The sequence below is a fragment of the Streptomyces sp. NPDC046716 genome (assembly GCF_040645755.1).
Taxonomy (GTDB): domain Bacteria; phylum Actinomycetota; class Actinomycetes; order Streptomycetales; family Streptomycetaceae; genus Streptomyces.
Window position 1 is genome coordinate 19,105 of the sequence record NZ_JBEYYU010000070.1, and the last position, 21,976, is coordinate 41,080.

Consider the following 21,976-nt stretch of genomic DNA (forward strand, 5'->3'; position numbering starts at 1 on the left):
GGGTGCCTCAGCCCTGCTGCCGGCGGCGGGCGAACAGCTTGCCGAGTTCCCACAGGACGAGCAGGGCGAGGGCGGGCAGCAGCGCCCAGGCGAACTGGCCGATGTGCAGCGAGGTCGTGCCGAGCAGCCGGTTGAGGGCGTCCGTCTGGGTCGCCAGGACGGCGAGCACGAACTCGCCGAGGGCCGTCCAGTTGAGCTGCTTGCTGTCGAAGGTCCTGGTCGTCAGGACGGTGCCGGTCTGCTCGCGGCATTCGAGCGCGGACACGATCAGGCAGAACGCGAACGCGGTGAAGGCGATCGAGTTGCCGACGCGCAGGCTGTCGTAGCGTGCCTCGCCCAGCTTGATCAGGGCGATGAGCGCGACGGCGATGAAGGTGCCGACGAGGCCCACGGTGAGCATCAGGCCGCCGGTCATCACGGGTTCGCCGCGCGGGCGCGGGCGGCGGGCCATCAGGTCCGGCCTGACCCGGTCGAAGCCCAGGGAGAAGCCGAAGGCGGCGTTGACGAAGAAGTGGATCCACAGCACCTGGGCGGGGCTGAAGGGTTCGCCGCCCGCGATGTTGAGCAGGGTCGCGCCGAGGAAGGTGAGGACGAAGACGACCAGCAGGACGAGGACGAACCGGATGTACTTGGTGAGGTTGTCGTAGATCTTCCGGCCCTGTTCGACCGCGTGGACGATCGTGGCGAAGTTGTCGTCGGAGAGGATCATCCGCCCGGCGTTCTTGGCGACCTCGGTGCCCGAGCCCATGGCGATGCCGATGTCGGCTGCCTTGATGGCGGGGGCGTCGTTGACGCCGTCGCCGGTCATGGCGACGACGTCGCCGCGCTTCTTGAGGGTGTCGGCGAGGAGCACCTTGTGCTCGGGGGCGACGCGGCCGACGACGCCGATCCGGTCGATGCGCGCCACGCGTTCCGTCTCGGGCAGGGCGGCGAAGTCGGCGCCGAGGATCGCGTCGCCCTCGATGCCGACCTGCCGGGCGATGGCGGCGCCGGTGATGACGTCGTCGCCGGTGACCATGCGGACGCGGATGTGCGCGGCCTGCGCGGCGGCCACGGCGGCCCTGGACTCGGCGCGCGGCGGGTCGGCCATGCCGACGAGACTCGTGACGCTCAGGTCGGTGACGAGGGCGAGGAGGTCGCCGCTCGGTGCGAAGCGGGCGGGGTCGAGGTCGCGGACGGCGGCGGCCATGACGCGGTGGCCCGCCCGCTCCATCCGTTCCACCGTGTCCTGTGCCCGTGCGCGCAGGGCGGTGTCGAAGGGGATGGCCGTCCCCTCGGAGAGGGCCGTGGTGGTGCGGGCCAGGACGGCCGGCGCCGCTCCCTTCACGAAGCAGCGCACGACCGTCCGGCCCCGCTCGTCGCGGGTCTCGTGGAAGGTCGCCATGAGCTTGTGGGCCGGGTCGAACGGCAGGGTCGCGAGCCGGGGCAGCCGGTCGCGGGTCGCGTCGATGTCGAGGCCGGCCTTGTGGCCGAGGACCAGCAGGGCGCCTTCGGTGGGGTCGCCCACCACCTGCCCGTCGACGAGCGCGGCGTCGTTGGCGAGGAGGTAGGGCAGGATCGCGTCGTCGATGCTCGCGGTGGAACCCGCGGCGTGGTGGACGCGGCCCTCCAGGGAGTAGCCGGTGCCGGAGACGGTGTACCGGTCGAAGGCGTCGACGACCTCGACGACGGTCATCTGGTTCATCGTCAGGGTGCCGGTCTTGTCGGAGTTCACGGCCGAGGTGAAGCCGAGGGTCTCCACCGACGGCAGGTCCTTGACGATGGCGCCCCGCCGGGCGAGTTCGAGTCCGCCGAGCGAGAGGATCGTCTGGGTGACGGTGGGCAGCGCCTCCGGGATCGCGGCGATGGCGAGCGAGACGGCGGCCACGAAGAGCGCGTCCCAGGCCTCGCCGCGGCTGCGCCCCAGGGCGAACATCACGATCATGGTCAGTCCTGCGGCGCCGACGATCCACAGCGTGAGCCGGTTCAACTCGACGGTCAGGGGCGAGGGTTCGGGCCGGGTCGCCGTCAGCATCCCCGCGATCCGGCCGAGTTGGGTCGCGGTACCGGTGGCGGTGACCAGCAGGACGCCGCTGCCGTGGGTGACGGGGGTGTTCATGAACGCCATGTCGGTCTGGTCGGCGGGCCCGAGGTCGCTGCCGCGCACCGGTGCCGGGTCCTTCGCCACGGGGACGCTCTCGCCGGTGAGCGCGGACTCGTCGATCTGGAGCGAACTGGCCGTCAGCAGCCGTCCGTCGGCCGGGACCTCGTCGCCCGCGGCGAGCAGCACGATGTCGCCGACGACGACCTCCTCGGCCGGGATCCGCGCCTCGTTGCCGTCGCGGCGCACGCGGGCGGTGGCCTTGGACATCTCCTTCAGGGCGTTCATGGCGCTCTCCGCCTTGCCCTCCTGGCGGAGCCCGATGACGGCGTTGAGGACGGTCAGGGCGAACAGCACCACGGCCGTCGCCCACTCCTGGATCGCCAGCGACACGATGGCCGAGGCGGTCAGGATCAGCTGCATGTACGAGGTGTACTGGGCGAGGAAGCGGGTCAGGGCGCCGCGCGTGCGTTCCTGCGGCAGCGCGTTGGGCCCGTCGTCGGCGAGCCGGGCGGCGGCGCGTGCGGCGCTCAGACCGAGCGCCGGGTCGACGCCGAACTGCCCGGCGACCGCCTCGGCCGAGCGTGTGTACCAGACCTCCGCCGCGGTGTGCGCGGTCATCGCTTCCGCCTCCGATTCCGCCCGTGGCCGGCGGCGTACGGATCCGCTGCCGTACCGGCCGGTGCCTCGCGCTCCAGCTTGCGTTTCTCGCGGGCGAGTTCGCCGCGGCTCTTGTCGTCGACCTCCGGGTAGCGCGGATCGATCTCGATGAGGGTGTGGGCGAGGACGGCGGCCGCGCAGATCCGCGCGAACCATTTGCGGTCCGCCGGGATCACGTACCAGGGCGCCCACTTCGTGCTGGTCGCGGAGAGCATCTCGGAGAACGCGCTCTGGTAGGCGTCCCAGCAGCCGCGCTCACGGACGTCCGCCGCCGAGAACTTCCAGTTGTGGTCGGGCAGATCGATCCGCTTGAGGAAGCGGACGCGCTGCTCCTCCTTGGACAGGTTGAGGAACAGCTTCACGACGCGGAAGCCGTTCTCGGTCAGGTACCGCTCCCAGTCGTTGATCTCCCGGTAGCGCCGGCGCCACAGCGCCCGGCCCGTGGAGGCGCCGGGCAGCCGCTGGCGGCTGAGGAGTTCGGGGTGCACCCGCACCACGAGCACCTCCTCGTAGTGGGACCGGTTGAAGATGCCGATCTCCCCGCGGCTGGGCAGCTCGCGGGCGTAGCGCCACAGGTAGTCGTGGCCGAGTTCGTCGGCGGAGGGCACCTTGAAGCCCGCCACGCGGACGCCCTGCGGGTTCACCCCGCTCATGACATGGCGGATGGTGCCGTCCTTGCCGCCCGCGTCGAGCGCCTGGAGGCAGAGCAGCACCCCGGTCGCGCCGTCGGCGGCGAGCCGCCGCTGGTAGTCGGCCAGGAGCGCCACGCCGGTGCGCAGCAGCTCCCGGCCGGCCTTCTTGTTCTTCACGCCCGCCTTGTAGGCGGGGTCGAAGTCGTCCGCCAGGTGCACCTTCGCGCCGGGCCGCACCTTCAGCGGAGCGATGAACTCGGCGATCCGCTCGGCTCGTTCGTCCGGCGTCCGTGCTGGTCCTTCGCGCATACGTCACCTCGGCCCGTCGGGCCCGACTCGGTTGCGCCCGGAGGGCGGGGTCAGAAGAGGGTGTCGCGCCGGACCACGCACAGCGCCCAGATGATGAATCCGTCCATCGCGATGAGGGTCAGGGACCAGAGCGGGTGGTAGGGGATGGAGAGGAAGTTGGCGATGATCATCAGTCCGGCGATGATCACGCCGACGACCCGGGCCCACTTCATCGCGACGAAGAGGCCGAGGCTCACGGCCACCGCGATCACGCCGAGGGCCATGTGGGTCCAGCCCCAACCGGTCAGGTCCCACTCGTAGACGTAGTTGGGGGTCGTCAGGAAGACCTTGTCCCTGAGGACGGCCGACAGACCCCGGAGGAAGTCCAGGGAGCCGGAGATGAACAGCAGCACGGCGGCGAAGACGGTCAGTCCGCCGGCCGCGGCCATTTTGACGTCGGAGCGTGGGTGCGAACCCGTCGAGGTGGCCATGACACTACCTCCGTGTTCGGTGCCGGTGCTGAACGCACCGCTGTGCCCCGAGTGTCGCGCCCGGTACCGGGGGTGGGTCGTCACCCTCCGGGGGTGACGACCCGGAGGGGGCCGTCCGGAACGCTGTCCGTCGTCCCGCCCTCGATCGGAGGCGGTCCCGCCCTCGATCGGAGGCGAGCCGATGACCGTGCCCACGGCTCCGCGCACACCGGCTCCCTGGCCTCGCAGGGTGCTCGCGCCCCTCGCCCTGGCCCAGTTCCTGTGCAGTTTCGCCGGGTCGAACATGAACGTGATGATCAAGGACATCAGCACGGACCTGGACACCACGGTGCAGGGCGTGCAGATCGCGATCACCGTGTTCCTGCTGGTGATGGCCGCGCTGATGATTCCCGGCGGCATCCTCACCGACCGCTACGGCCGCAAGCGCTGTCTCGTCGTGGGCCTCGCGGTCTACGGGGTCGGGGCCCTGCTCAGCGCGGCGGCGCCCGGTCTCGGCGTCCTCATCCTCGGCAACTCGATCCTGGAGGGCATCGGCACGGCGCTGCTCATCCCGCCCGTCTACATCCTCACCACGCTTCTGTTCACCGAAGTCGCCGACCGGGCGCGGGCGTTCGGGGCGATCATGGCGATGGGCGGGATCGGGGCGGCGGCGGGGCCGCTGATCGGCGGGCTGATCACCTGGGCGCTCAGCTGGCGGGCGGCGTTCGTCTTCCAGGCGCTCGTCGTCGTGGTGATCATCGTGCTCAGCCGCCGCGTCCACGATCCGCTGCCGCCGGATCCCGAGTGCGAGGTCGACACGGTCGGCGCGGTGCTCTCGGCGTCAGGTCTCGTATTACTCGTCCTCGGCATTCTCGCGGCGGACGACAACGGCTGGCTGACGCTGGGGCTGGTGTCGGCGGGCGTGGCGGTGCTCGCCGGGTTCTTCCGCTGGGTCCGGGCGAGGGAACGCAAGGGGGTCCAGCCCCTGCTCCCCACCGCCCTGTTCCACGTCCGCACCTCGAACCTCGGACTGATCACCCAGCACGTCCAGTGGCTGCTGCTGATGGGCATCTCCTTCACGGTCGCCGCGTATCTCCAGGTCGTCCGCGGATACGACGCCATCAGCACCGGTGCCATCTTCACGGCGTCGACGGTCGGGCTGCTGGTGTCGTCCCTGGGAGCGCAGCGGTTCGCCCGCCGCAGGGAGCAGCGGAGTCTGGTGATGGCCGGGTTCGTCACCACGGTCTGCGGCATCGGTGTGCTGATCGGCCTCGCCCACGGGTCGCCGAACGTCTGGCTGTTGACTCCGGGGCTGCTGCTGATCGGGCTGGGCCTCGGGGTGATGCTCACCCCGTCGGTCAATGTCGTGCAGTCCAGCTTCCCCGAGGATCTGCAGGGCGAGATCTCCGGGCTCTCCCGCAGCGTGTCCAACCTCGGTTCGTCCGTGGGCACGGCGGTCGCGGGCACCATCCTGGTCGCCGATCCGGCCGTGGGCCCGTACGCGACGGCGCTCGTCGTGCTCGCCGTGATCGGGCTCGGCGGTCTCGCCGCGGCGGCGCGGTTCCCGCACGGGCGGGGGTCAGCGGCCGTCGTAGCGCACGGCGGCACCGACCACGAGGTCCGGCACGGCGGCCCGGCGCCGGCTGAACGGGATCCACAGCAGCCCCAGCGGGAACGACACGGTGAGTGCGGCCCTGAGCAGGGCCCGTAGGAGTCCGAGCCGCCGCCCGGCCCGGTCGCCGACGCGTACGCCCATCAGCCGCCCGCCGACGCTCTGTCCCGTGAGCGCCCAGGCCCCGCCGAGATAGCACACGGCGAACGTCCACGCGATCGCGCCGGCGAGCCGCCCGTCCCACTGAGGCACCCGCAGCGGCGGCCCGACGACGAGCAACCGGGCGAAGCCCGCGCCGAATTGGACGGCGAGGCCGGTCAGGGCGACCAGCAACGCGTCGAGCAGCCCCGCGACTCCCCTGGTGACGAGCCCCGCCTCCTCCCCCTCACTCATCGCCCCGCCGCAGCATCCGGTCGGCGAACCGGTTCACCCCACGGTCCCCGCGCCGTCCGATCCCCCGCACGGCGGCACCGGTGTCCGCGGCCATCCCGCCCCCGGTCTCCCGCACGATCCGCCCGAGATCGATCTCCCGCAGCACGTCACGGGTGAGCCCCACGAGGTCGATGCGGGCGATGATCCGTTCGATGTCGACGCGGTCGGCGATGCCGTTCACGTCGACGCGGGCCGCGATGGGGACGACGTCGACACGGTCCGCGATCGTGTCGACGTCGACGCGCGCGGCGATGGCGTCCACGTCGATCCTGGCGGCGACCGCGTCTACGTCCACCCGGGCCGCGACAGCGTCCACGTCCACCCGGGCCGCGACGGCGTCGGCATCCACGCGGGACGCCACCGCGTTCACGTCCACTCGGGCCACTATTCGGCCGATGTCCACCCGGGCGACCACGGCGTCCAGGTCCACCCGGTCCAGGACGAAACCGACCGAACCGCGCACCAGGGCTCCGGCGATCGACTCCGCCGCGTCCCGGGCGCACCGCACGCCCCGGGCCAGGAATCCGGTGAGGGCGTCCGCGTAAGCAGGCATCATCCGCAGACCGCAGCAGAGGGCCGGACGGGCGGCATCATCCGTCGCGGGTGATTCGGTGCCGGAGTGTGTCAATGCCTGCACAGAACGTGGCCCCGGGTCGTAACCTGTTCGTCCAGGCCGTCCCTGACCCCGGTGGCCGAATCCCGTCGTCCTGCTTCCCGGGCTTCTGCGGAAGTCCGACCGACCTGGGGGAAGTCGCCGTGCTGGAAGACAACGCATGGCCCGTCGGGCACATCCGGGTCCGTGAGACCCACGGAATCATCGTGATCGAGTTGCACGGCGAGATCGACATCGCCGGCACGCTGGACGCCCTGCCGTCCCTCGACGCGGCCACCAGCGACGAGGGACGGACCGTGCTGCTCGACCTGGGTCCGGTGACGTTCTTCGACGTCTATTCGCTACGGCTGCTGTGCCGGGCGCAGGACCGCGTCGTCGCCCGGGGCGGGCGGCTGCTCGTCGTCTGCGCGCAGCGGAACATCCTGAAGCTGCTGCGCGTGGCCGGTCTGCTGGACCGCTTCGATCCGCTTCCGACCGTGACGGAGGCGATGGAGCGGGGCGCCCGGGAGGCCGCGGGCTGACCCCGGCCGCGCCCACGACTCACCGTCCGTGGACAGGAGTTCGGCCCGCGCGCCGATGAGGCCGAACGGCAGGCCGTAGCGGTCGGCCAGGGTCCGGGCCAGCCACAGCACACTGACGCCCGCGGCCCCGAGCCGCCCGGCGTGCCGCAGGTCGACGAGGACTCCGGTGCCACCGGGACGGATCGCCTCGTGCAGCAGCCGGCCGACCGGCGCCTCGGCGGTCGGCCCGAGCGCGGCCCGTACCTCGATCACCAGGCATCCGCCGACGCGCCGCACCACCACGGGCGCTGGTGTCCGGCGGCGGAGCCGGAGCACGGGGCTCCATGCCATGGCGAGCACCCCCTGGGCTCGGCGAAGGCCCACCGTGGCGCCGCGCACGACGACGCGGGAGGGGCCGGTCGGCCCTCACCCGCGGGGCCGGTCGGCCCCGCATCCCGGCGCGCGCCGACTACACCGGACGCCGTAGGCCCCTGGTCCTCGATCCCAGGGTTTTCACCGTGGCCGGGGCGCCGCCGGGGAGTCATCGTGGAGGGCACGGAAGTTGACGGGGGCTTTCGTACCTGGGGGAACACGGGGGACGGGGGTGTCCGGGCGGGGCACCCCCGCTGTTCCGGCCCGGCGGTCGCGTGGTCCGCCGGGCCTCCTCAGGTCCGGGCCGACCGGCTGATGAGGCGCACGAGTTGGGCCCTGCGGTGCACCCCTTCCAGCTTGCGGTAGATGTTGCCGAGGTGGAACTCGACCGTCTTGACGCTGAGGAAGAGCTGTTCGGCGACCTCGTGGTTGGTGACTCCGCGTCCGACGGCGAGCGCGACGCGCAGTTCCTGCGGGGTGAGGCCGTCGAGCGGGGTGTGTCCCGCGCCGCCGACGCGGACACCGTCCCCGCCCGCGGCGCGGAGTTCGGCGGCGGCGCGGTCCGCCCAGCCGCTCGCGCCGAGCCGTTCGAAGAGGGCGAGTCCGAGCCGCAGCCGGCGCCGGGCCTCACCGCGCCGCCCCTGGCGGCGCAGCAGCTCACCCCGGGCGAACTCGGTGCGGGCCCGCTCGAACGGCGCGGTGACGTCGTCGAGCCGGGCCAGCGCGCGGTCCATGTGGTGGTCGGCGCGGGCCGGTTCGAGCATGCCGCGCACGCGGGCGGCCGCGGCGGCGGTGACGGGGCGGTGGCCCCGGCCCGCCTCGTGGTCGAGGACGCGCAGGACGTCGTACGCCGCGTCGGTGCGGTGCAGATGGACGTAGGCGTCGGCGAGGTCGGCGGCCCAGGACAGATAGAGGCCGTCGCCGCGACCGTTGGCGACGGAGAAGTCCCTGACCCGCTCCAGGTGCCGGGCCGACTCCTCGAAGCGGCCCAGACCGAGTTCGAGCAGCCCGAGTGCGCCGTGGGCGCGGACCGCGTCCATGGGGAGCCCGGTGACGGCCGCGAGCGACACGGCCCGCGCCGCGTGCCGTCGGCAGTCGGCCTCCTTGCCGCGGGCCGCCTCGGTCCTGGCCTGGGCGGCGAGCGCCCGGCACACCTCCAGGACGCGCCCGGTGTCCTCGCCGAGCCGGACGGACTCGTCGGCGTGCGCGAGCGACGCGTTCCAGCGGCCGCTCCAGAACTCGATCACGGCGGCCGTGCCGAGGAGATGGGCGAGCAGTCCCACGGTGCTGGAGGCGCGCGCGGCGTGCACGGCGCGGTCCAGCAGGGCGTTGCCCGCGTCCAGTTCCTCGGCGGCGAGATGGCACAGGCCGCCGACGCCGGAGACCGGGTACGGGAACGCCGGGTCCGGTGCGGCGAGCGGCTTCTCCAGGTCGTGGAGGAGCGTGCGGCCCTTCTCCGCGTCGCCGCCGAGGAGTTCGACGAGCGCGTGCAGAAGGCGTACGGGCAGCGCGGTGGACGGGTCGCCGAACGCGTCGCTGATCCGCATGGACTCGGCGGAGGCGGCGCGCGCCGCGGTGAGGTCGCCGATGGCGAGTTCGGTGAAGGTGATGCCGCCGAGCATGACGGCGGTGAGCGCGGGATCGACGTGCCGGGCGTCCTCGACGGCGGCGCGCAACTGGTCGCGGGCGAGGGCCGTGCGGCCGCGCTGGATGTCGACGTAGCAGCGCACTTGGCGGATGTCGAGGCGGGTGTGTTCCTGGGCGGCGTGGGTGAGGGCGCGGTCGAGCAGGCCGGCCGCCTCGTCGAGGGAACCGGCGGCCTGGGCGGCGCGGCCCGCGGCGAGCAGCCGGCGCGCCCTGTGCTCGTCCTCGGGGGTGAAGCGGGCGGCGTGTGCGTACAGCCGGGCGGCGAGCGGCAGGGTGAGGCTGCCGGGCCCGCCGGACGCGGCGCGTTCCAGTGCGGCGGCCACCTCTTCGTCGGGGTCGGCGCCGGACTCGGCCAGATGCCAGGCGTACCGCTCGAGAGCGGTGGGCGCCGTGGCGTCCCGCAGGGCGTGGGCGACGGTGCGGTGGGCCTGCCAGCGGCGCACGGCGCTCGCCCCGTGATAGACGCTGGAGCGCACCAGCGGATGACGGAAGACGTACGCGCCCTCCTCCACGGTCAGCAGCCCGGCCCGCTCGGCGGGTTCGAGGGCGGCGTAGGTCAACTCGTGGGCGCGCAGGACGCGTTCGGTGCCGGCGAGGGGGCGCGGGCCGAGGACGGCGAGCAGCAGCACGGCGTCCTGGGTGCGCGCCGGGAGCCGGGTGACGGCGCTGTGGAAGGTGCGGTTGAGCATGTCGCCGATGGGCAGCGGGGCGCCGGTGTCGGGCCGGTGGCCGCCGCGGGCGAGGAGCGCGGGGAGTTCGAGGAGGGCGAGGGGGTTGCCGCGGGCCTCGGCGAGCAGCCGGTCGACGTCGTGCGCGCAGAGCGGTCCGCCGGCGACGAGACGGCGCGCGGAGTCGGCGTCGAGGCCGCCCAGGGTCAGTGTCTCCACGGGCGCGAGCCGGGCGGCGGCCTCGTCGCCGTCGCGGGCGGCGTACAGGGCGGCGACGCCCTCCCGCCCCAGCCTGCGGGTGGCGAAGGCGAGGGCGTCGAGGGAGTACGGGTCGAGCCACTGCGCGTCGTCGACGACCATCAGGACGGGGCCGGACTCGCTGACCGCGCCGAGCAGGCTCAGCGTCCCCGCGGCGACGGCGAACCGGTCCTGGGCGACGGCCGGCCCGAGCGCGAGGGCGCCGGTGAGGGCGGCGGCCTGCCGTTCCGGGATCCGGTCGAGGAGGTCGGTGACCGGCCGGAAGAGATCGGCGAGTCCCACGTAGGGCAGTCCGCTCTCGGACTCGGTGCCGTGGGTGCGCAGCCGCGTCAGGTCCGCGGCGACCGACTCGGCGTACGCGAGGAGGCTCGACTTGCCGATCCCCGCCTCGCCCCGCACGACGAGCGCCCCGCTGCGTCCGCCGCGTGCCGCGTCGACCAGGTCGTCGAGCCGTGCGCACTCCGCTGTCCGCCCCAGCAGCATGCGGCCAGGGTAGCCGCGGCGCGCGCGACGGCGTCCCGTCGGATCGGGCCCGGTCGCGGCGTCCGCGGCCGGGCGGCGCTCACCTCACTTCCGCCACCGCCACCGCCTCCGGCTCCTCGTGCGCGAACTGCGTCCGGTACAGCTCCGCATACCGTCCCTCGACGGCGACGAGTTCGTCGTGCGTGCCGCGTTCGACGATCCGGCCGTTCTCCACCACGAGGATCTGGTCGGCGGAGCGGATCGTGGAGAGCCGGTGCGCGATGACGAGGGCGGTGCGTCCGTCGAGGGCCTCGGCCAGGGCCTCCTGCACCGCCGCTTCGGAAGTGTTGTCGAGGTGGGCGGTGGCCTCGTCGAGGATGACCACGCGCTGGCGGGCGAGGAGCAGCCGGGCGATGGTCATGCGCTGGCGTTCGCCGCCGGACAGCCGGTAGCCGCGCTCGCCGACCACCGTGTCGAGCCCGTCGGGCAGTTCGCGGACCAGGGTCTCCAGGCGGGCTCTGCGCAGCACGTCCCAGAGTTCGTCCTCGGTCGCCTCCGGCCGGGCGAGCAGCAGGTTGGCGCGGACGCTGTCGTGGAAGAGGTGGCCGTCCTGGGTGACCATGCCGAGGGTGGCGCGGATCGAGGTGGCGCTCAGGTCGCGTACGTCGACGCCGCCGATCCGGACGGCGCCCGCGTCGGTGTCGTACAGGCGGGGCAGCAGTTGCGCGACGGTCGACTTGCCGGCGCCCGAGGAGCCGACGAGCGCGATCGTCTGGCCCGGTTCGGCGCGGAAGGAGACGCCGTGCAGGACCTCGGCGCCGCCGCGGCCGTCGAGCGAGGCGACCTCTTCCAGGGAGGCCAGGGAGACCTTGTCGGCGGACGGGTAGCCGAAGCGGACCTCGTCGAACTCCACGGCCACCGGCCCCTCGGGCACCTCGCGGGCGTCCCGTTTCTCCTCGATGAGCGGCTTGAGGTCGAGTACCTCGAAGACCCGCTCGAAGCTGACGAGGGCGCTCATGACCTCGACGCGGGCGCCCGCCAGGGACGTCAGCGGCGCGTACAGCCGGGTGAGGAGCAGCGCGAGGGAGACGACGGTGCCCGCCTTGAGGCTGCCGTCGAGCGCGAAGTAGCCGCCGAGGCCGTAGACGAGGGCGAGCGCGAGGGCGGAGACGAGGGTGAGCGCGGTGATGAACGCGGACTGCGCCATCGCCGTGCGCACCCCGATGTCGCGCACCCGCCGGGCCCGTGCCGCGAACTCCCGCGACTCCTCCTCGGGGCGGCCGAAGAGCTTCACGAGCGTGGCGCCCGGCGCGGAGAACCGCTCGGTCATCCGGGTGCCCATGGCCGCGTTGTGCGCGGCGGCCTCGCGCTGCATCCGGGCCATCCGGGAGCCCGTGCGGCGGGCGGGGATCACGAAGACCGGCAGCAGGACCAGGGCGAGGAGGGTGATCTGCCAGGACAGGGTGAGCATGACGACCAGGGTGAGGACCAGGGTCACCACGTTGCCGACGACGCCCGACAGGGTGTTGCTGAACGCGCGCTGGGCGCCGATCACGTCGTTGTTGAGGCGGCTGACGAGGGCGCCGGTGCGGGTCCGGGTGAAGAACGCGACGGGCATCTTCTGCACGTGGTCGAAGACGGCCGTACGGAGATCGAGGATCAGTCCCTCGCCGAGGTTGGCGGAGAGCCAGCGGGCGAGCAGGCCGATTCCCGCCTCGGCGAGCGCGATCACCGCGATGAGGACGGCGAGTCGTACCACGAGCGTCTGGTCGTGACCGTCGACGATGGCGTTGACGACGTCGCCCGCGAGCACGGGGGTCGCGACGGCCAGCAGGGCGGTGAGGACGCTCAACAGGACGAACTGGACGATGCGCCGCCGGTGCGGCCGCGCGAACGCGCCGATGCGGCGCAGGGTCGCGCGGGCGAAGGGGCGGTTCTTGGATCCGCCGTTCTGGGCGTTCATGACGCTGTGCAGCTGCGTCCAGGCTGTGGTCTCCATGCTCATGCCGTCGACAGTAGGACCTCAACCTTTCTTGAGGTCAACACATGGGATGCGAGGAGCCAGGACGTGCCGGAGTTGGGAAGACGGACGTTGCTGTCCGCGATCGGCGTCACCGCCGCCGGAGGGCTGCCCTCCGCCGCGCCGGCGACGGCGGACGAGCGGCGCGTGGGCCCCTACGAGGACGAGGTGCGGGCGCTGCTCGCCCGGATGACGGTGGAGGAGAAGCTGGGGCAGTTGCAGCAGCTCCCGTGGGCCTACGACCTGAATCCGGGGTCGGGTTCGACCAAGGAGGTCGAGGACGCGGCGCGGGCCGGCCGGCTCGGGTCGGTGCTGAGCATCTTCGGCGCGCGGACGACCAACGCGCTGCAGCGGCTCGCCGTCGAGGAGTCGAGGCTCGGCATCCCGCTGCTGTTCGGCCTGGACGTGATCCACGGCTTCTGGACGACCTTCCCGGTGCCGCTCGCGCAGGCCGCCGCCTTCGACCCGGAGGTGGCGCGCGCGGACGCCGAGGTGTCGGCGCGGGAGGCCCGGTCCAACGGCGTGCACTGGACGTTCTCGCCGATGATGGACGTCACGCGCGAGCCGCGCTGGGGGCGGATCGCCGAGGGGAACGGCGAGGACCCCTTCCTGACCGCGCGGTACGCGGCGGCGAAGGTGAAGGGCTACCAGGGTTCGGGCCTCTCCGCGAAGACGGCCGTCGCGGCGTGCGCCAAGCACTTCGTCGCGTACGGCGGCGCCGAGGGCGGCCGCGACTACAACACGGTCGACGTGTCCGAGTCCCGGCTGCGCAATCTGTACCTCCCCCCGTTCAAGGCGGCGCTGGAGGCGGGCGCGGCGACGGTGATGGCGTCGTTCAACACCGTCAGCGGCGTCCCGGGACACGGCAACACGCACACCCTCACCGGCATCCTCAAGAAGGAGTGGGGCTTCGACGGGACGGTGGTCAGCGACTGGACCGGCGTCCAGGAGCTGATCGCGCACGGCTTCGCCGAGGACGGCGCGGACGCGGCGCGCCTCGCCCTGAACGCGGGCGTCGACATGGAGATGACGAGCACCAACCTCCGCACCCACGGCAGGCGGCTGCTGCGCGAGGGGCGGATCGCGCGGCGCCGGGTCGACGACGCGGTGGCGCGGGTGCTGCGCCTGAAGTACGCGCTCGGGCTGTTCGCCGATCCGTACGTCGACGAGGACGCGGCGCTCGCCGGGCCGTCGGCGAAGACCCGGGAAGCGGCGCGCGCGGCGGCCGCCCGTTCCATGGTGCTGCTGAAGAACGACGACGGGGTCCTGCCGCTGAGCCGGAACCTCGCATCCCTCGCCGTGGTGGGCCCGTTCGCCGCTGCGACGGATCTGCTCGGTACGTGGGTGGTGCCCGCGGCGGCCGAGCGGTACCCGGCGGTGAGGATCCTGGACGCCGTCAGGAAGGCCGCGCCGGACACGGAGGTGACGTACGCCCGGGGTGTCGCGCCGGAGGGCACGGACACGGCGGGGATCGGGGCGGCGGTCGCGGCGGCGAGGGCCGCGGACCTGACGGTCGTGGTCGTGGGCGAGCCCGCGGGCTTGAGCGGGGAGGCGGCGGCGCGCAGCGACATCGCGCTGCCGGGCGCGCAGGAGAAGCTGATCGCGGCGATCGCGGGGACGGGCCGGCCGTTCGTGGTCGTCCTGGTCAACGGCCGTCCGCTGACGGTCGGTTCCTGGCTGGAGCGGGCGCCCGCCGTCCTCGAGGCCTGGCATCCCGGCATCGAGGCGGGGCACGCCGTCGCGGACGTGCTGTTCGGCGCGGTGAACCCGGGCGGGAAGCTGCCGGTGTCGTTCCCGCGGACCGTCGGGCAGCTCCCGGTCCACTACAACCACGAGTCGACGGGCCGCCCCTTTGACGCGGACAACAAGTACACGTCGAAGTACCTGGACCTGCCGCCGTCACCGCAGTTCCCGTTCGGGCACGGCCTGAGCTACACGACCTTCGACCTCGGCACCCCGGAGTCGAGCCGGGCACGCGTGTCCGCGCGGGCGCTGCGCCGGGGCGACACGGTGGAGGTGTCGGTGCCGGTGCGCAACAGCGGGTCCCGCCCGGGGGACGAGGTGGTGCAGCTGTACGTGCGCGACGTGGCCGCGAGCATCGTCCAGCCGGTGCGCAGGCTGCGCGGGTTCCGGCGGGTCACGCTCGACGCGGGCGCGGCGACGACCGTCCGGTTCCGGCTCGGCGCGGAGGACCTGGGGTTCTGGACGAACGATCCGGACGGGACGTTCCTTGTCGAGGAGGGGACGTTCAAGCTGTACGTCGGTACGAGTTCGGCGGCCGCCGCCGAACTGACCCTCGCCGTCACCTAGTCCAGCCGGGAGCAGCCTCATGCCGTCCGTCCGTGTCGAACGCGCCGCCCACGTCACCACGGTGATCCTCTCCCTCCCCGAGGCCCGCAACGCGGTCGACGGCGCCACGGCCGCACAACTGGCCGACGCCTTCCGGGCGTTCGAGGTGGACGACGCGGCACGGGTGGCGGTGCTGTGGGGCGAGGGCGGCACGTTCTGCGCGGGTGCCGATCTGAAGGCCGTCGGCACCGAGCGCGGCAACCGGGTGGCGGCGGACGGCGACGGGCCGATGGGACCGACGCGACTGCGGCTGTCCAAGCCGGTGATCGCGGCGGTGAGCGGTCACGCGGTGGCGGGCGGTCTGGAGCTGGCGCTCTGGTGCGATCTGCGGGTCGTCGAGGAGGACGCCGTGTTCGGGGTGTTCTGCCGCCGCTGGGGTGTGCCGCTGATCGACGGCGGCACGGTCCGGCTGCCCCGGCTGATCGGGGAGAGCCGGGCCATGGACCTGATCCTGACCGGGCGGCCCGTCGCGGCGCCGGAGGCCCACGCGATGGGTCTGGCCAACCGTCTGGTGGCGCCGGGCCGGGCCCGCGCGGAGGCGGAGGAGCTGGCCGCACGGCTGGCGGAGTTCCCGCAGGCGTGTCTGCGCAGCGACCGGGCGTCGGTGCGGGAGCAGCACGGGCTCGACGAGGAGACGGCCCTGCGGGGCGAACTCGGCCACGGGACCGGAGTGTTGCGCGAGGGGATCGAGGGGGCCGGGCGGTTCGCGGGCGGAGAGGGCCGGCACGGCTCGTTCGGCGAGCAGCGGCGGTGGTGATCACACGACGGCCCGGCTGCCCCGGAGCGGCACGTGGCAGCGCTTACACGAAGCTCACAGCCATGGCGAACATCACACATGGCGATACCCACGTCACCTACGGGAGCGGAAAGTCGTACCGATCCCCTAGGCTCGTTCACATGTCCCTCACCCCTGCCCCGCGCTCCGCACGCCCCGCCCATGTGGTCAACGAGCAGATTCGAGGCCTTTGGGCGCGTACGGGTGGGCAGTTGACCGCCGATGACCGTGCGGAGTACGAGGCGCTGGTGACGGAATGGGCGGCCGCGACCGGTGAAGGAGTCGTGCAGAAGGCCTGACCGCCCCGAAACCGCTCACCCTCAGGACTGAGGACGACTTCCATGGTTCGCCGCGTGCTTGCGGCGGGCCTTCTTTTTGCGTCGGCGCTTCGAGGACATGAGGGCCTCCTCCGGAGTGAACGGGCATTCAGGGCATTTCGCCACCACCTTTCCACACGGCTTCCTCGTCCGCGATCCGGCCTCTTCGGCACCGCGTGTCACCCTCAAAGGGAAAATTAAGACAAGCGCCCCTTTTTCCAAGGATCCGCCCAGGTCGGCGCGGCAGCATTCCCCACCGCAGAAGACGTGGATCAGGAAGGCAGCGGCGTGGGCGACTCTCAGGATCGAATAGCGGACGGGCCGGACCACTGGTCGCGGAGGGGGCTGCTGTCCACGCTGGGCGCGGCCTCCCTGCTGACCGTCGCGGGCTGCGCCGGCACGGCCGGGGCGAAGTCCGGATCGGGCGGGGCCACGGCCGACGCCACGAGCAGGGCCGAGGTCACCGTGACCCCGGCGAGCGGGGCCACCGCGGCCGACTTCACCACCCCGGTCACCGTGACGGCGTCCGGCGGGACGCTCTCATCGGTGCGGGTCACCGCGGACGGCGGCGACCCGCTCAAGGGCACGTACAACGACGGCCGCACCGAGTGGACCTCCAGCGCGAACCCCTCGTCGGGGACGGACTACACCGTGACGGCCGAGGTGGAGGGTGCCGGCTCGGCGCACACCTCCCGCTTCACGACCCGAAAGCCGGGCGCGACCTTCGTCGGGTACTTCACCCCCGAGGACGGCTCCACCTCGGGCGTCGGCATGCCCGTCTCGCTCAACTTCACCAAGGCCGTCACCGACCGCGCCGCCGTCCAGAAGGCGATCACCGTGACCGCCGACCCGGACGTGGAGATCGTCGGTCACTGGTTCGGCGACACCCGGCTCGACTTCCGGCCCGAGACGTACTGGGCGGCGGGCACGAAGATCACGCTGCGGCTCCGGCTCAAGGACGTCGAGGGCGCGGACGGGGTGTACGGCACCCAGGACAAGGAGGTCACCTTCCTCATCGGGCGCGAGCAGATCAGCGTCGTCGACCTCAGCAAGAAGTCGATGACCGTGACCCGCGACGGTTCCGAGATCGCCACGTACGACGTCACGGGCGGCGGCTCCGGCTACGAGACCTGGGCGGGGAAGATGGTCGTCTCCGAGCGGTTCGAGGAGACCCGGATGGACTCCACGACCGTGGGGCTCGGCGACGAGTACGACATCGACGACGTACCGCACGCGCAGCGGCTCACCACGTCCGGCACCTTCATCCACGGCAACTACTGGGCGTCCTCGTCGATCTTCGGTACCAGCAACACCAGCCACGGCTGCATCGGGCTGCGCGACGCGCAGGGCGCGGACGACGCCTCGACGCCGGGAGCGAAGTTCTACAAGAGTTCCATGGTCGGCGACGTCGTCGAGGTGCGCCGGTCCGGCGAGGAGACCGTCGACCCGGCCAACGGCCTCAACGGCTGGAACCTTTCGTGGACGGCCTGGAAGGCAGGCAGCGCCCTCTGAGTCCTGTGGGATTCCTGGGGCCAGTGGGAGGCATGAGTCGCTGCGTCTGTTCTGCGCCAGATGCTCACGGCTTCTCCTTAAGGCGTTGACGGCGCGGGAAACGCTCTGACAAGGTCGCGGGGCCCGTCGAACCCCCTTGGCGAGGGACTCAGGAGCCCCCGGACCCGATGAACGCCAGCGCCGCACCCGCACCAGGCCACGACTTCTCCGGCCCCGCCCCCGGTCAGGACTGGCGGCGCTTCGCGCAGGTCCACTGGGCACGGGAGCCGGTGGTGGTCCCCGGAGTCCGGCCGCTGGGCCTCGGCCCGGCCGACGCCCACGCGCTGGTGCGGTCCGCGATCGCGGCGGCCGCGCCCCGGCAGGTGCGCCTGGCGACGGCGGACGGCTGGCTGCGCGACCCCGGACCGCTGCTGCCGGGTCCCGGCGAGCGGGACCCGGCCGGCTACGCCGCGCGGCTCGCCCGGGAGCCCCGCCTCGCCGGTGACGGCTGGCTGCTCACGATCTCCGATCCGCTCGGCCACGACTTCGCCCTCTGGTCGCGCGTGCGGGACGTCCTCGCGGATCTGTGGCGGCACGTCGGGCAGGCCCCGCTGCCGGTCACGGCGGAGCTGGCGGTCGGCGACCGGCACCATTCCGCGGAGGACGCCTCGGCCCGGACCGACGCGGCCGCGCTGACCTGGGTGCTCGACGGTGAGCTGACGGTACGGGTGCGTCCCGAGCACACCGGGACCGAGTACGTGCTGCGGGCCCGCGCGGGCGACATGGTCCACTGGCCGGCCGGCGGCAGCCACCTCGACCACCGGCCCGGCCGGTGCACGACGCTGCGGCTGCGCGTTCCCGCGCGCACCACCTCGGCGCTGCCGCTCGTGGCCGACGTCCTCGCGGACCTGATGCGCGACCGCCCCGGGCACCCGGACGGGCAGCTCACCCTGCCGCACCCGATGCCCGCGGCTCCCGACGGCCGGCTCGGCGCGCCGCCCCGGCTCGCCGCGTCGGTCGCCCTGCTCACGGACACCCTGGCCGGGCCGGATCCCGAGCGGGCGCTGCTGATGCGCTGGGCCGCGCTGCGCTCCGCCGCCGGTCTTGACCCGGCGCCGCCGCGCAGGCCCGCCGTCCGGCTCACTCCCCGGCACCGATTACGGCGCGTCGCCGAGATCGTCCGGCTGCCCCGCGAGGGCGGCGACACGGTGTGGGCGGCGAACGGCCACGCCTGGACGGCCCGCCCGGCCGGCGCCGACGCCGTCCTCGCCCGGCTGCGCACCGCACCCCGCGCCGTCACCGTCGCGGAGCTGGCCCGCACGGCCCGCACCTCGGCCGACGACCCCGAACTCCTCTCCCTGCTCGTCGAGTCGTACCGCGCGAGGGCCGTGGAGGCGGCGCCGGAGCGCTCGGAGCGCCGCTCATGAATCCGCGCTCCCCGGCGCCCCTGGACATCCTCGACACGCTGGACTGGCCCCGCTTCGCCACCGAGTACTGGGACCGGCGCCCGGTCCTGATCCGCGGCACGGGACTGCCCCGTGCGCCGTTCGACCCGAACGAGCTCTTCGAGAGCGCCGTCATCGCGGCGCAGCGGCCGGGCGTCGCGCACCGGATCCGGTTCAGCGCCGGACAGCGCCACCTGGTGGACCCCGGGGATCTGCTGCCGCGGCCCGAGGACGCCTCCTTCGAGGCCTACGACCGGCGGGTGACGGGACAGCTCCACGGAGAATCGTTCTCCCTCATGGTCCTGTGCCTGCACTCCGCCCATCACCCGCTGTGGGCGCGGGAGCGGGACTTCCTCACCGGCCTGTGGGAGCACGTGGGCCAGCCGAGCGCCGGCGCGACGACGACCCTCCTCCACGGATCCCGCGCGCCCGGCCCGTCGACCGTCCGGCGCGGCGCGGGCTTTCTGTACGTGGCCCTGGGCGCCCGGCGGCTGCGGCTCGGCCTCGACGGGCACTGGTCGGCGGCGGACGCGGTCCCCGGCGACCTCGTGTACTGGCCGGCGGGCTGGCACCACACGAGATCGCCGGGGACCGCCCCGGCCGCCTCCGGGACGTCCGCCCGGGCCACGGCGAGCGTGCACATCGGCATCCCGCGCGAGCCGACGCGCCACGGCACCGGGCTGCCCTCCCTGCTCGCGCCGGGCCCGAACCCCGTCTCCCCGCAGGAGGGCTGGGGCGGGGACGGCATCCACGTACCGGACGGCGACCCGCCGGACGATCTGCCCACCGGACTGCCGCCGGTGCTCGCGGCGGCGCTCGACCACTTCCGGCAGGCGGCGCGGCCCGCGGCCCTGGAGCGCCGGGTGGCCCGTGAGGCGCTGCTCCAGGCCACCAACGGCGGCCTGGACCCGGTCCCGCCGCCCGCGCGTCCCGGCTACTTCACCGACGACGACGCGGTACGGGCCACCGAGCGCGTGCTGTGGTCCAAGGTCGGCGGACGTCAGCTCGTGGCGGCCTGCGGCCATGTCCTGGAGACGGACCTGTCGGCGCCGGAACTCTCCGCCGTCATCGGCCTGTTGAACGCGGGCGAAGCGGTGCTGGTGGGTGAACTCGCGCCGCCCGCACGCTCCTTGCTGTCCCGCCTCGCCGGGTTCCGTGCGGTGGAACGACTGTGACCGGGCTGCCGGGGCCTGGGGTTCCCGCTACGCGCCCGTGGGGATCGCGAGGTACTTGTACTCCAGGAACTCCTCGATGCCGACCCGGCCGCCCTCGCGGCCCAGGCCGGACTGTTTGACGCCGCCGAAGGGCGCGGCCGGGTTGGAGACCAGCCCGGTGTTGATGCCGACCATGCCGGTCTCCAGGCGCTCGCCGACGCGCAGCGCCCGGTCCAGGTCGCGGGTGAAGACGTAACTGACGAGGCCCCACTCGGTGTCATTGGCGACGCCTACGACGTCGTCCTCGTCCTCGAAGGTGAACAGGGCGGCGACGGGGCCGAAGATCTCCGTGGTGGTGAGGTCGGCGTCGCGGGGCACCTGGGCGAGCACGGTCGGCGGGTAGAAGTTCCCTTCGCCCGCCGGGACTTCGCCACCGGTGAGGACCTTCGCGCCGCGCCCGACCGCGTCGCGCACGAGCCGGACGACCTTGTCGCGGCCGACGCCGTCGATGAGGGGGCCGACGTCGGTACCGGGGACGGTGCCGTCGCCGACGTTCAGGGCGGCCATGCGGGCCGTGAGGCGGGTGGCGAACTCCTCGGCGACGGCCGTGTGGACGTAGATCCGGTTGGCCGCGGTGCAGGCCTCCCCCATGTTCCGCATCTTGGCGACCATCGCGCCGTTCACCGCGGCGTCCAGGTCGGCGTCCTCGAACACGATCAGCGGGGCGTTGCCGCCGAGTTCGAGCGAGGTGCGGACGACGGTGTCGGCGCACTGGGCGAGCAGGATGCGGCCCACCTGGGTGGAGCCGGTGAAGGACAGCTTGCGGATGCCGCCGCCGCGCAGCAGGGGTTCGACCACGCCGGCCGCGTCGGAGGTGGTCAGGACGTTCAGGACGCCCGGGGGCAGGCCCGCCTCGGTGAGGATGCCGGTCAGCGCGAGGGTGGACAGCGGGGTCTGCGGGGCCGGTTTGAGGATCATGGTGCAGCCCGCGGCGACGGCGGGGCCGATCTTGCGGGTGCCCATGGCGAGCGGGAAGTTCCAGGGGGTGATCAGCAGGCAGGGGCCGACGGGCTGGCGCAGTACCAGGTGACGGTTGCGGCCGTCCGGGCTGGTGGCGTAGCCGCCGTCGATCCGGACCGCCTCCTCGGCGAACCAGCGGAAGAACTCCGCCGCGTACGCCACTTCCCCGCGGGCCTCTGCGAGGGGCTTGCCCATCTCCAGGGTCATCAGCAGGGCCAGGTCCTCGGTGCGCTCGAGGAGGATCTCGTGGGCGCGGCGCAGGATCTCGGAGCGTTCCCTGGGGGCGGTGGCGGCCCAGGCGCGCTGGGCCTGTGTCGCCGCCGTGAGGGCGCGTGCGGCGTCGTCCGGGCCGGCGTCCGCCACGTGGCAGAGGGTGGTGCCGGTGGCCGGGTTCTCGACGGGCATCGTCCGCCGCGTTGCCGCGGGGTGCCAGTCGCCGTCGGTGTGGAGTTCCTTCGGTACGGCGGCGATGACGGGGGGCGTGGTCATGGTGCGGGCTCCCTGGGGTGGCGGTGGCATGGTCGGGGTGCTCGGTCGGGTACCGGTGCGCGGTGGCTGGTCGCGCAGTTCCCCGCGCCCCTGTTGGGTTGTCGGTCGCGTGCCGCCCGGTGGGGCTTCTCGCGCAGTTCCCCGCGCCCCTGAAGGCTGCGCTTCGCGCGCCTTCCCCTGCCCCTGGGCGAGCGGAGCTCGCATCCAGGGGCGCGGGGAACT

At 73.3% G+C, this 21,976-nt stretch carries 15 protein-coding genes and 1 pseudogene; 8 read left to right on the top strand and 8 right to left on the bottom strand.

Annotated elements, in window-relative coordinates:
• Positions 1–7 precede the first annotated feature (7 nt).
• The 3 genes from ABZ930_RS35230 to ABZ930_RS35240 are packed head-to-tail and all read right to left on the bottom strand — an operon-like array spanning position 8 to position 4,151.
• Positions 8–2,701, bottom strand: coding sequence for an HAD-IC family P-type ATPase (locus tag ABZ930_RS35230; RefSeq protein ID WP_361557423.1), 2,694 nt, complete (start codon positions 2,699–2,701; stop codon positions 8–10).
• The gene (locus tag ABZ930_RS35235) at positions 2,698–3,681 is read right to left on the bottom strand and encodes a polyphosphate kinase 2 family protein (RefSeq protein ID WP_361557426.1); all 984 of its coding nucleotides are present in this window, start codon (positions 3,679–3,681) and stop codon (positions 2,698–2,700) included. Before ABZ930_RS35235 ends, ABZ930_RS35230 begins: the two co-directional genes overlap by 4 nt.
• Before the next feature lie 50 nt (positions 3,682–3,731).
• Positions 3,732–4,151, bottom strand: a complete 420-nt coding sequence (locus tag ABZ930_RS35240) for a hypothetical protein (protein WP_361557429.1) — start codon at positions 4,149–4,151, stop codon at positions 3,732–3,734.
• Positions 4,152–4,332: 181 nt separating this feature from the next.
• Between ABZ930_RS35240 and ABZ930_RS35245 the strand changes: the two genes are divergently transcribed.
• Positions 4,333–5,841, top strand: coding sequence for an MFS transporter (locus ABZ930_RS35245; RefSeq protein WP_361557432.1), 1,509 nt, complete (start codon positions 4,333–4,335; stop codon positions 5,839–5,841).
• Here the strand turns inward: ABZ930_RS35245 and ABZ930_RS35250 are convergent.
• Both ABZ930_RS35250 and ABZ930_RS35255 read right to left on the bottom strand, forming a co-directional pair.
• Positions 5,800–6,135: pseudogene (locus ABZ930_RS35250) on the bottom strand (RDD family protein); the annotation flags it as partial. The gene ABZ930_RS35245 and the pseudogene ABZ930_RS35250 overlap by 42 nt on opposite strands.
• Positions 6,128–6,730 carry a hypothetical protein gene (locus tag ABZ930_RS35255; RefSeq protein WP_361557435.1) on the bottom strand — a complete coding sequence of 201 codons (603 nt, stop codon included), beginning with the start codon at positions 6,728–6,730 and terminating at the stop codon, positions 6,128–6,130. The pseudogene ABZ930_RS35250 and the gene ABZ930_RS35255, both read right to left, overlap by 8 nt.
• 200 nt (positions 6,731–6,930) lie before the next feature.
• Between ABZ930_RS35255 and ABZ930_RS35260 the strand changes: the two genes are divergently transcribed.
• Positions 6,931–7,308, top strand: coding sequence for an STAS domain-containing protein (locus ABZ930_RS35260; protein ID WP_361557438.1), 378 nt, complete (start codon positions 6,931–6,933; stop codon positions 7,306–7,308).
• 644 nt (positions 7,309–7,952) lie between these two features.
• Here the strand turns inward: ABZ930_RS35260 and ABZ930_RS35265 are convergent.
• Both ABZ930_RS35265 and ABZ930_RS35270 read right to left on the bottom strand, forming a co-directional pair.
• Entirely contained in the window at positions 7,953–10,715 is a 2,763-nt protein-coding gene (locus tag ABZ930_RS35265; RefSeq protein ID WP_361557441.1) for an AAA family ATPase, read from the bottom strand.
• 79 nt (positions 10,716–10,794) lie between these two features.
• On the bottom strand, positions 10,795–12,693 hold the full coding sequence (locus ABZ930_RS35270; RefSeq protein ID WP_361557465.1) for an ABC transporter ATP-binding protein: 1,899 nt from the start codon (positions 12,691–12,693) through the stop codon (positions 10,795–10,797).
• Between the two features lie 69 nt (positions 12,694–12,762).
• On the opposite strand from ABZ930_RS35270, the gene bglX reads away from it, so the two are divergent.
• The 6 genes from bglX to ABZ930_RS35300 all read left to right on the top strand — a co-directional run bounded on the left by bglX (position 12,763) and on the right by ABZ930_RS35300 (position 20,266).
• On the top strand, positions 12,763–15,024 hold the full coding sequence (gene bglX / locus ABZ930_RS35275) for a beta-glucosidase BglX (RefSeq protein ID WP_361557444.1): 2,262 nt from the start codon (positions 12,763–12,765) through the stop codon (positions 15,022–15,024).
• Between the two features lie 19 nt (positions 15,025–15,043).
• Positions 15,044–15,820: a crotonase/enoyl-CoA hydratase family protein gene (locus tag ABZ930_RS35280; protein WP_361557447.1), complete on the top strand. Its 777-nt coding sequence runs from the start codon at positions 15,044–15,046 to the stop codon at positions 15,818–15,820.
• Positions 15,821–15,960: 140 nt separating this feature from the next.
• The gene (locus ABZ930_RS35285) at positions 15,961–16,137 is read left to right on the top strand and encodes a hypothetical protein (protein WP_361557450.1); all 177 of its coding nucleotides are present in this window, start codon (positions 15,961–15,963) and stop codon (positions 16,135–16,137) included.
• A 306-nt stretch (positions 16,138–16,443) separates the two neighbouring features.
• The gene (locus ABZ930_RS35290) at positions 16,444–17,667 is read left to right on the top strand and encodes an Ig-like domain-containing protein (protein WP_361557453.1); all 1,224 of its coding nucleotides are present in this window, start codon (positions 16,444–16,446) and stop codon (positions 17,665–17,667) included.
• A gap of 167 nt (positions 17,668–17,834) precedes the next feature.
• Entirely contained in the window at positions 17,835–19,073 is a 1,239-nt protein-coding gene (locus ABZ930_RS35295; protein WP_361557456.1) for a hypothetical protein, read from the top strand.
• On the top strand, positions 19,070–20,266 hold the full coding sequence (locus tag ABZ930_RS35300; protein WP_361557459.1) for a hypothetical protein: 1,197 nt from the start codon (positions 19,070–19,072) through the stop codon (positions 20,264–20,266). Before ABZ930_RS35295 ends, ABZ930_RS35300 begins: the two co-directional genes overlap by 4 nt.
• 27 nt (positions 20,267–20,293) lie before the next feature.
• Here the strand turns inward: ABZ930_RS35300 and ABZ930_RS35305 are convergent, their stop codons facing one another.
• Positions 20,294–21,754 (bottom strand): NAD-dependent succinate-semialdehyde dehydrogenase, encoded by a 1,461-nt coding sequence (locus ABZ930_RS35305; RefSeq protein WP_361557462.1) that lies wholly within the window; start codon positions 21,752–21,754, stop codon positions 20,294–20,296.
• Positions 21,755–21,976 lie beyond the last annotated feature (222 nt).

Bases quoted from the DNA above. Each gene is read 5' to 3' on its own strand.
- ABZ930_RS35245 (WP_361557432.1), top strand. From the start codon at position 4,333: ATGACCGTGCCCACGGCTCCGCGCACACCGGCTCCCTGGCCTCGCAGG.
- ABZ930_RS35305 (WP_361557462.1), bottom strand. From the start codon at position 21,754: ATGACCACGCCCCCCGTCATCGCCGCCGTACCGAAGGAACTCCACACC.
- ABZ930_RS35235 (WP_361557426.1), bottom strand. From the start codon at position 3,681: ATGCGCGAAGGACCAGCACGGACGCCGGACGAACGAGCCGAGCGGATC.
- ABZ930_RS35240 (WP_361557429.1), bottom strand. From the start codon at position 4,151: ATGGCCACCTCGACGGGTTCGCACCCACGCTCCGACGTCAAAATGGCC.
- ABZ930_RS35285 (WP_361557450.1), top strand. From the start codon at position 15,961: ATGTCCCTCACCCCTGCCCCGCGCTCCGCACGCCCCGCCCATGTGGTC.
- ABZ930_RS35300 (WP_361557459.1), top strand. From the start codon at position 19,070: ATGAATCCGCGCTCCCCGGCGCCCCTGGACATCCTCGACACGCTGGAC.
- ABZ930_RS35280 (WP_361557447.1), top strand. From the start codon at position 15,044: ATGCCGTCCGTCCGTGTCGAACGCGCCGCCCACGTCACCACGGTGATC.
- ABZ930_RS35295 (WP_361557456.1), top strand. From the start codon at position 17,835: ATGAACGCCAGCGCCGCACCCGCACCAGGCCACGACTTCTCCGGCCCC.
- ABZ930_RS35270 (WP_361557465.1), bottom strand. From the start codon at position 12,693: ATGGAGACCACAGCCTGGACGCAGCTGCACAGCGTCATGAACGCCCAG.
- ABZ930_RS35230 (WP_361557423.1), bottom strand. From the start codon at position 2,701: ATGACCGCGCACACCGCGGCGGAGGTCTGGTACACACGCTCGGCCGAG.
- ABZ930_RS35265 (WP_361557441.1), bottom strand. From the start codon at position 10,715: ATGCTGCTGGGGCGGACAGCGGAGTGCGCACGGCTCGACGACCTGGTC.
- ABZ930_RS35255 (WP_361557435.1), bottom strand. From the start codon at position 6,730: ATGATGCCTGCTTACGCGGACGCCCTCACCGGATTCCTGGCCCGGGGC.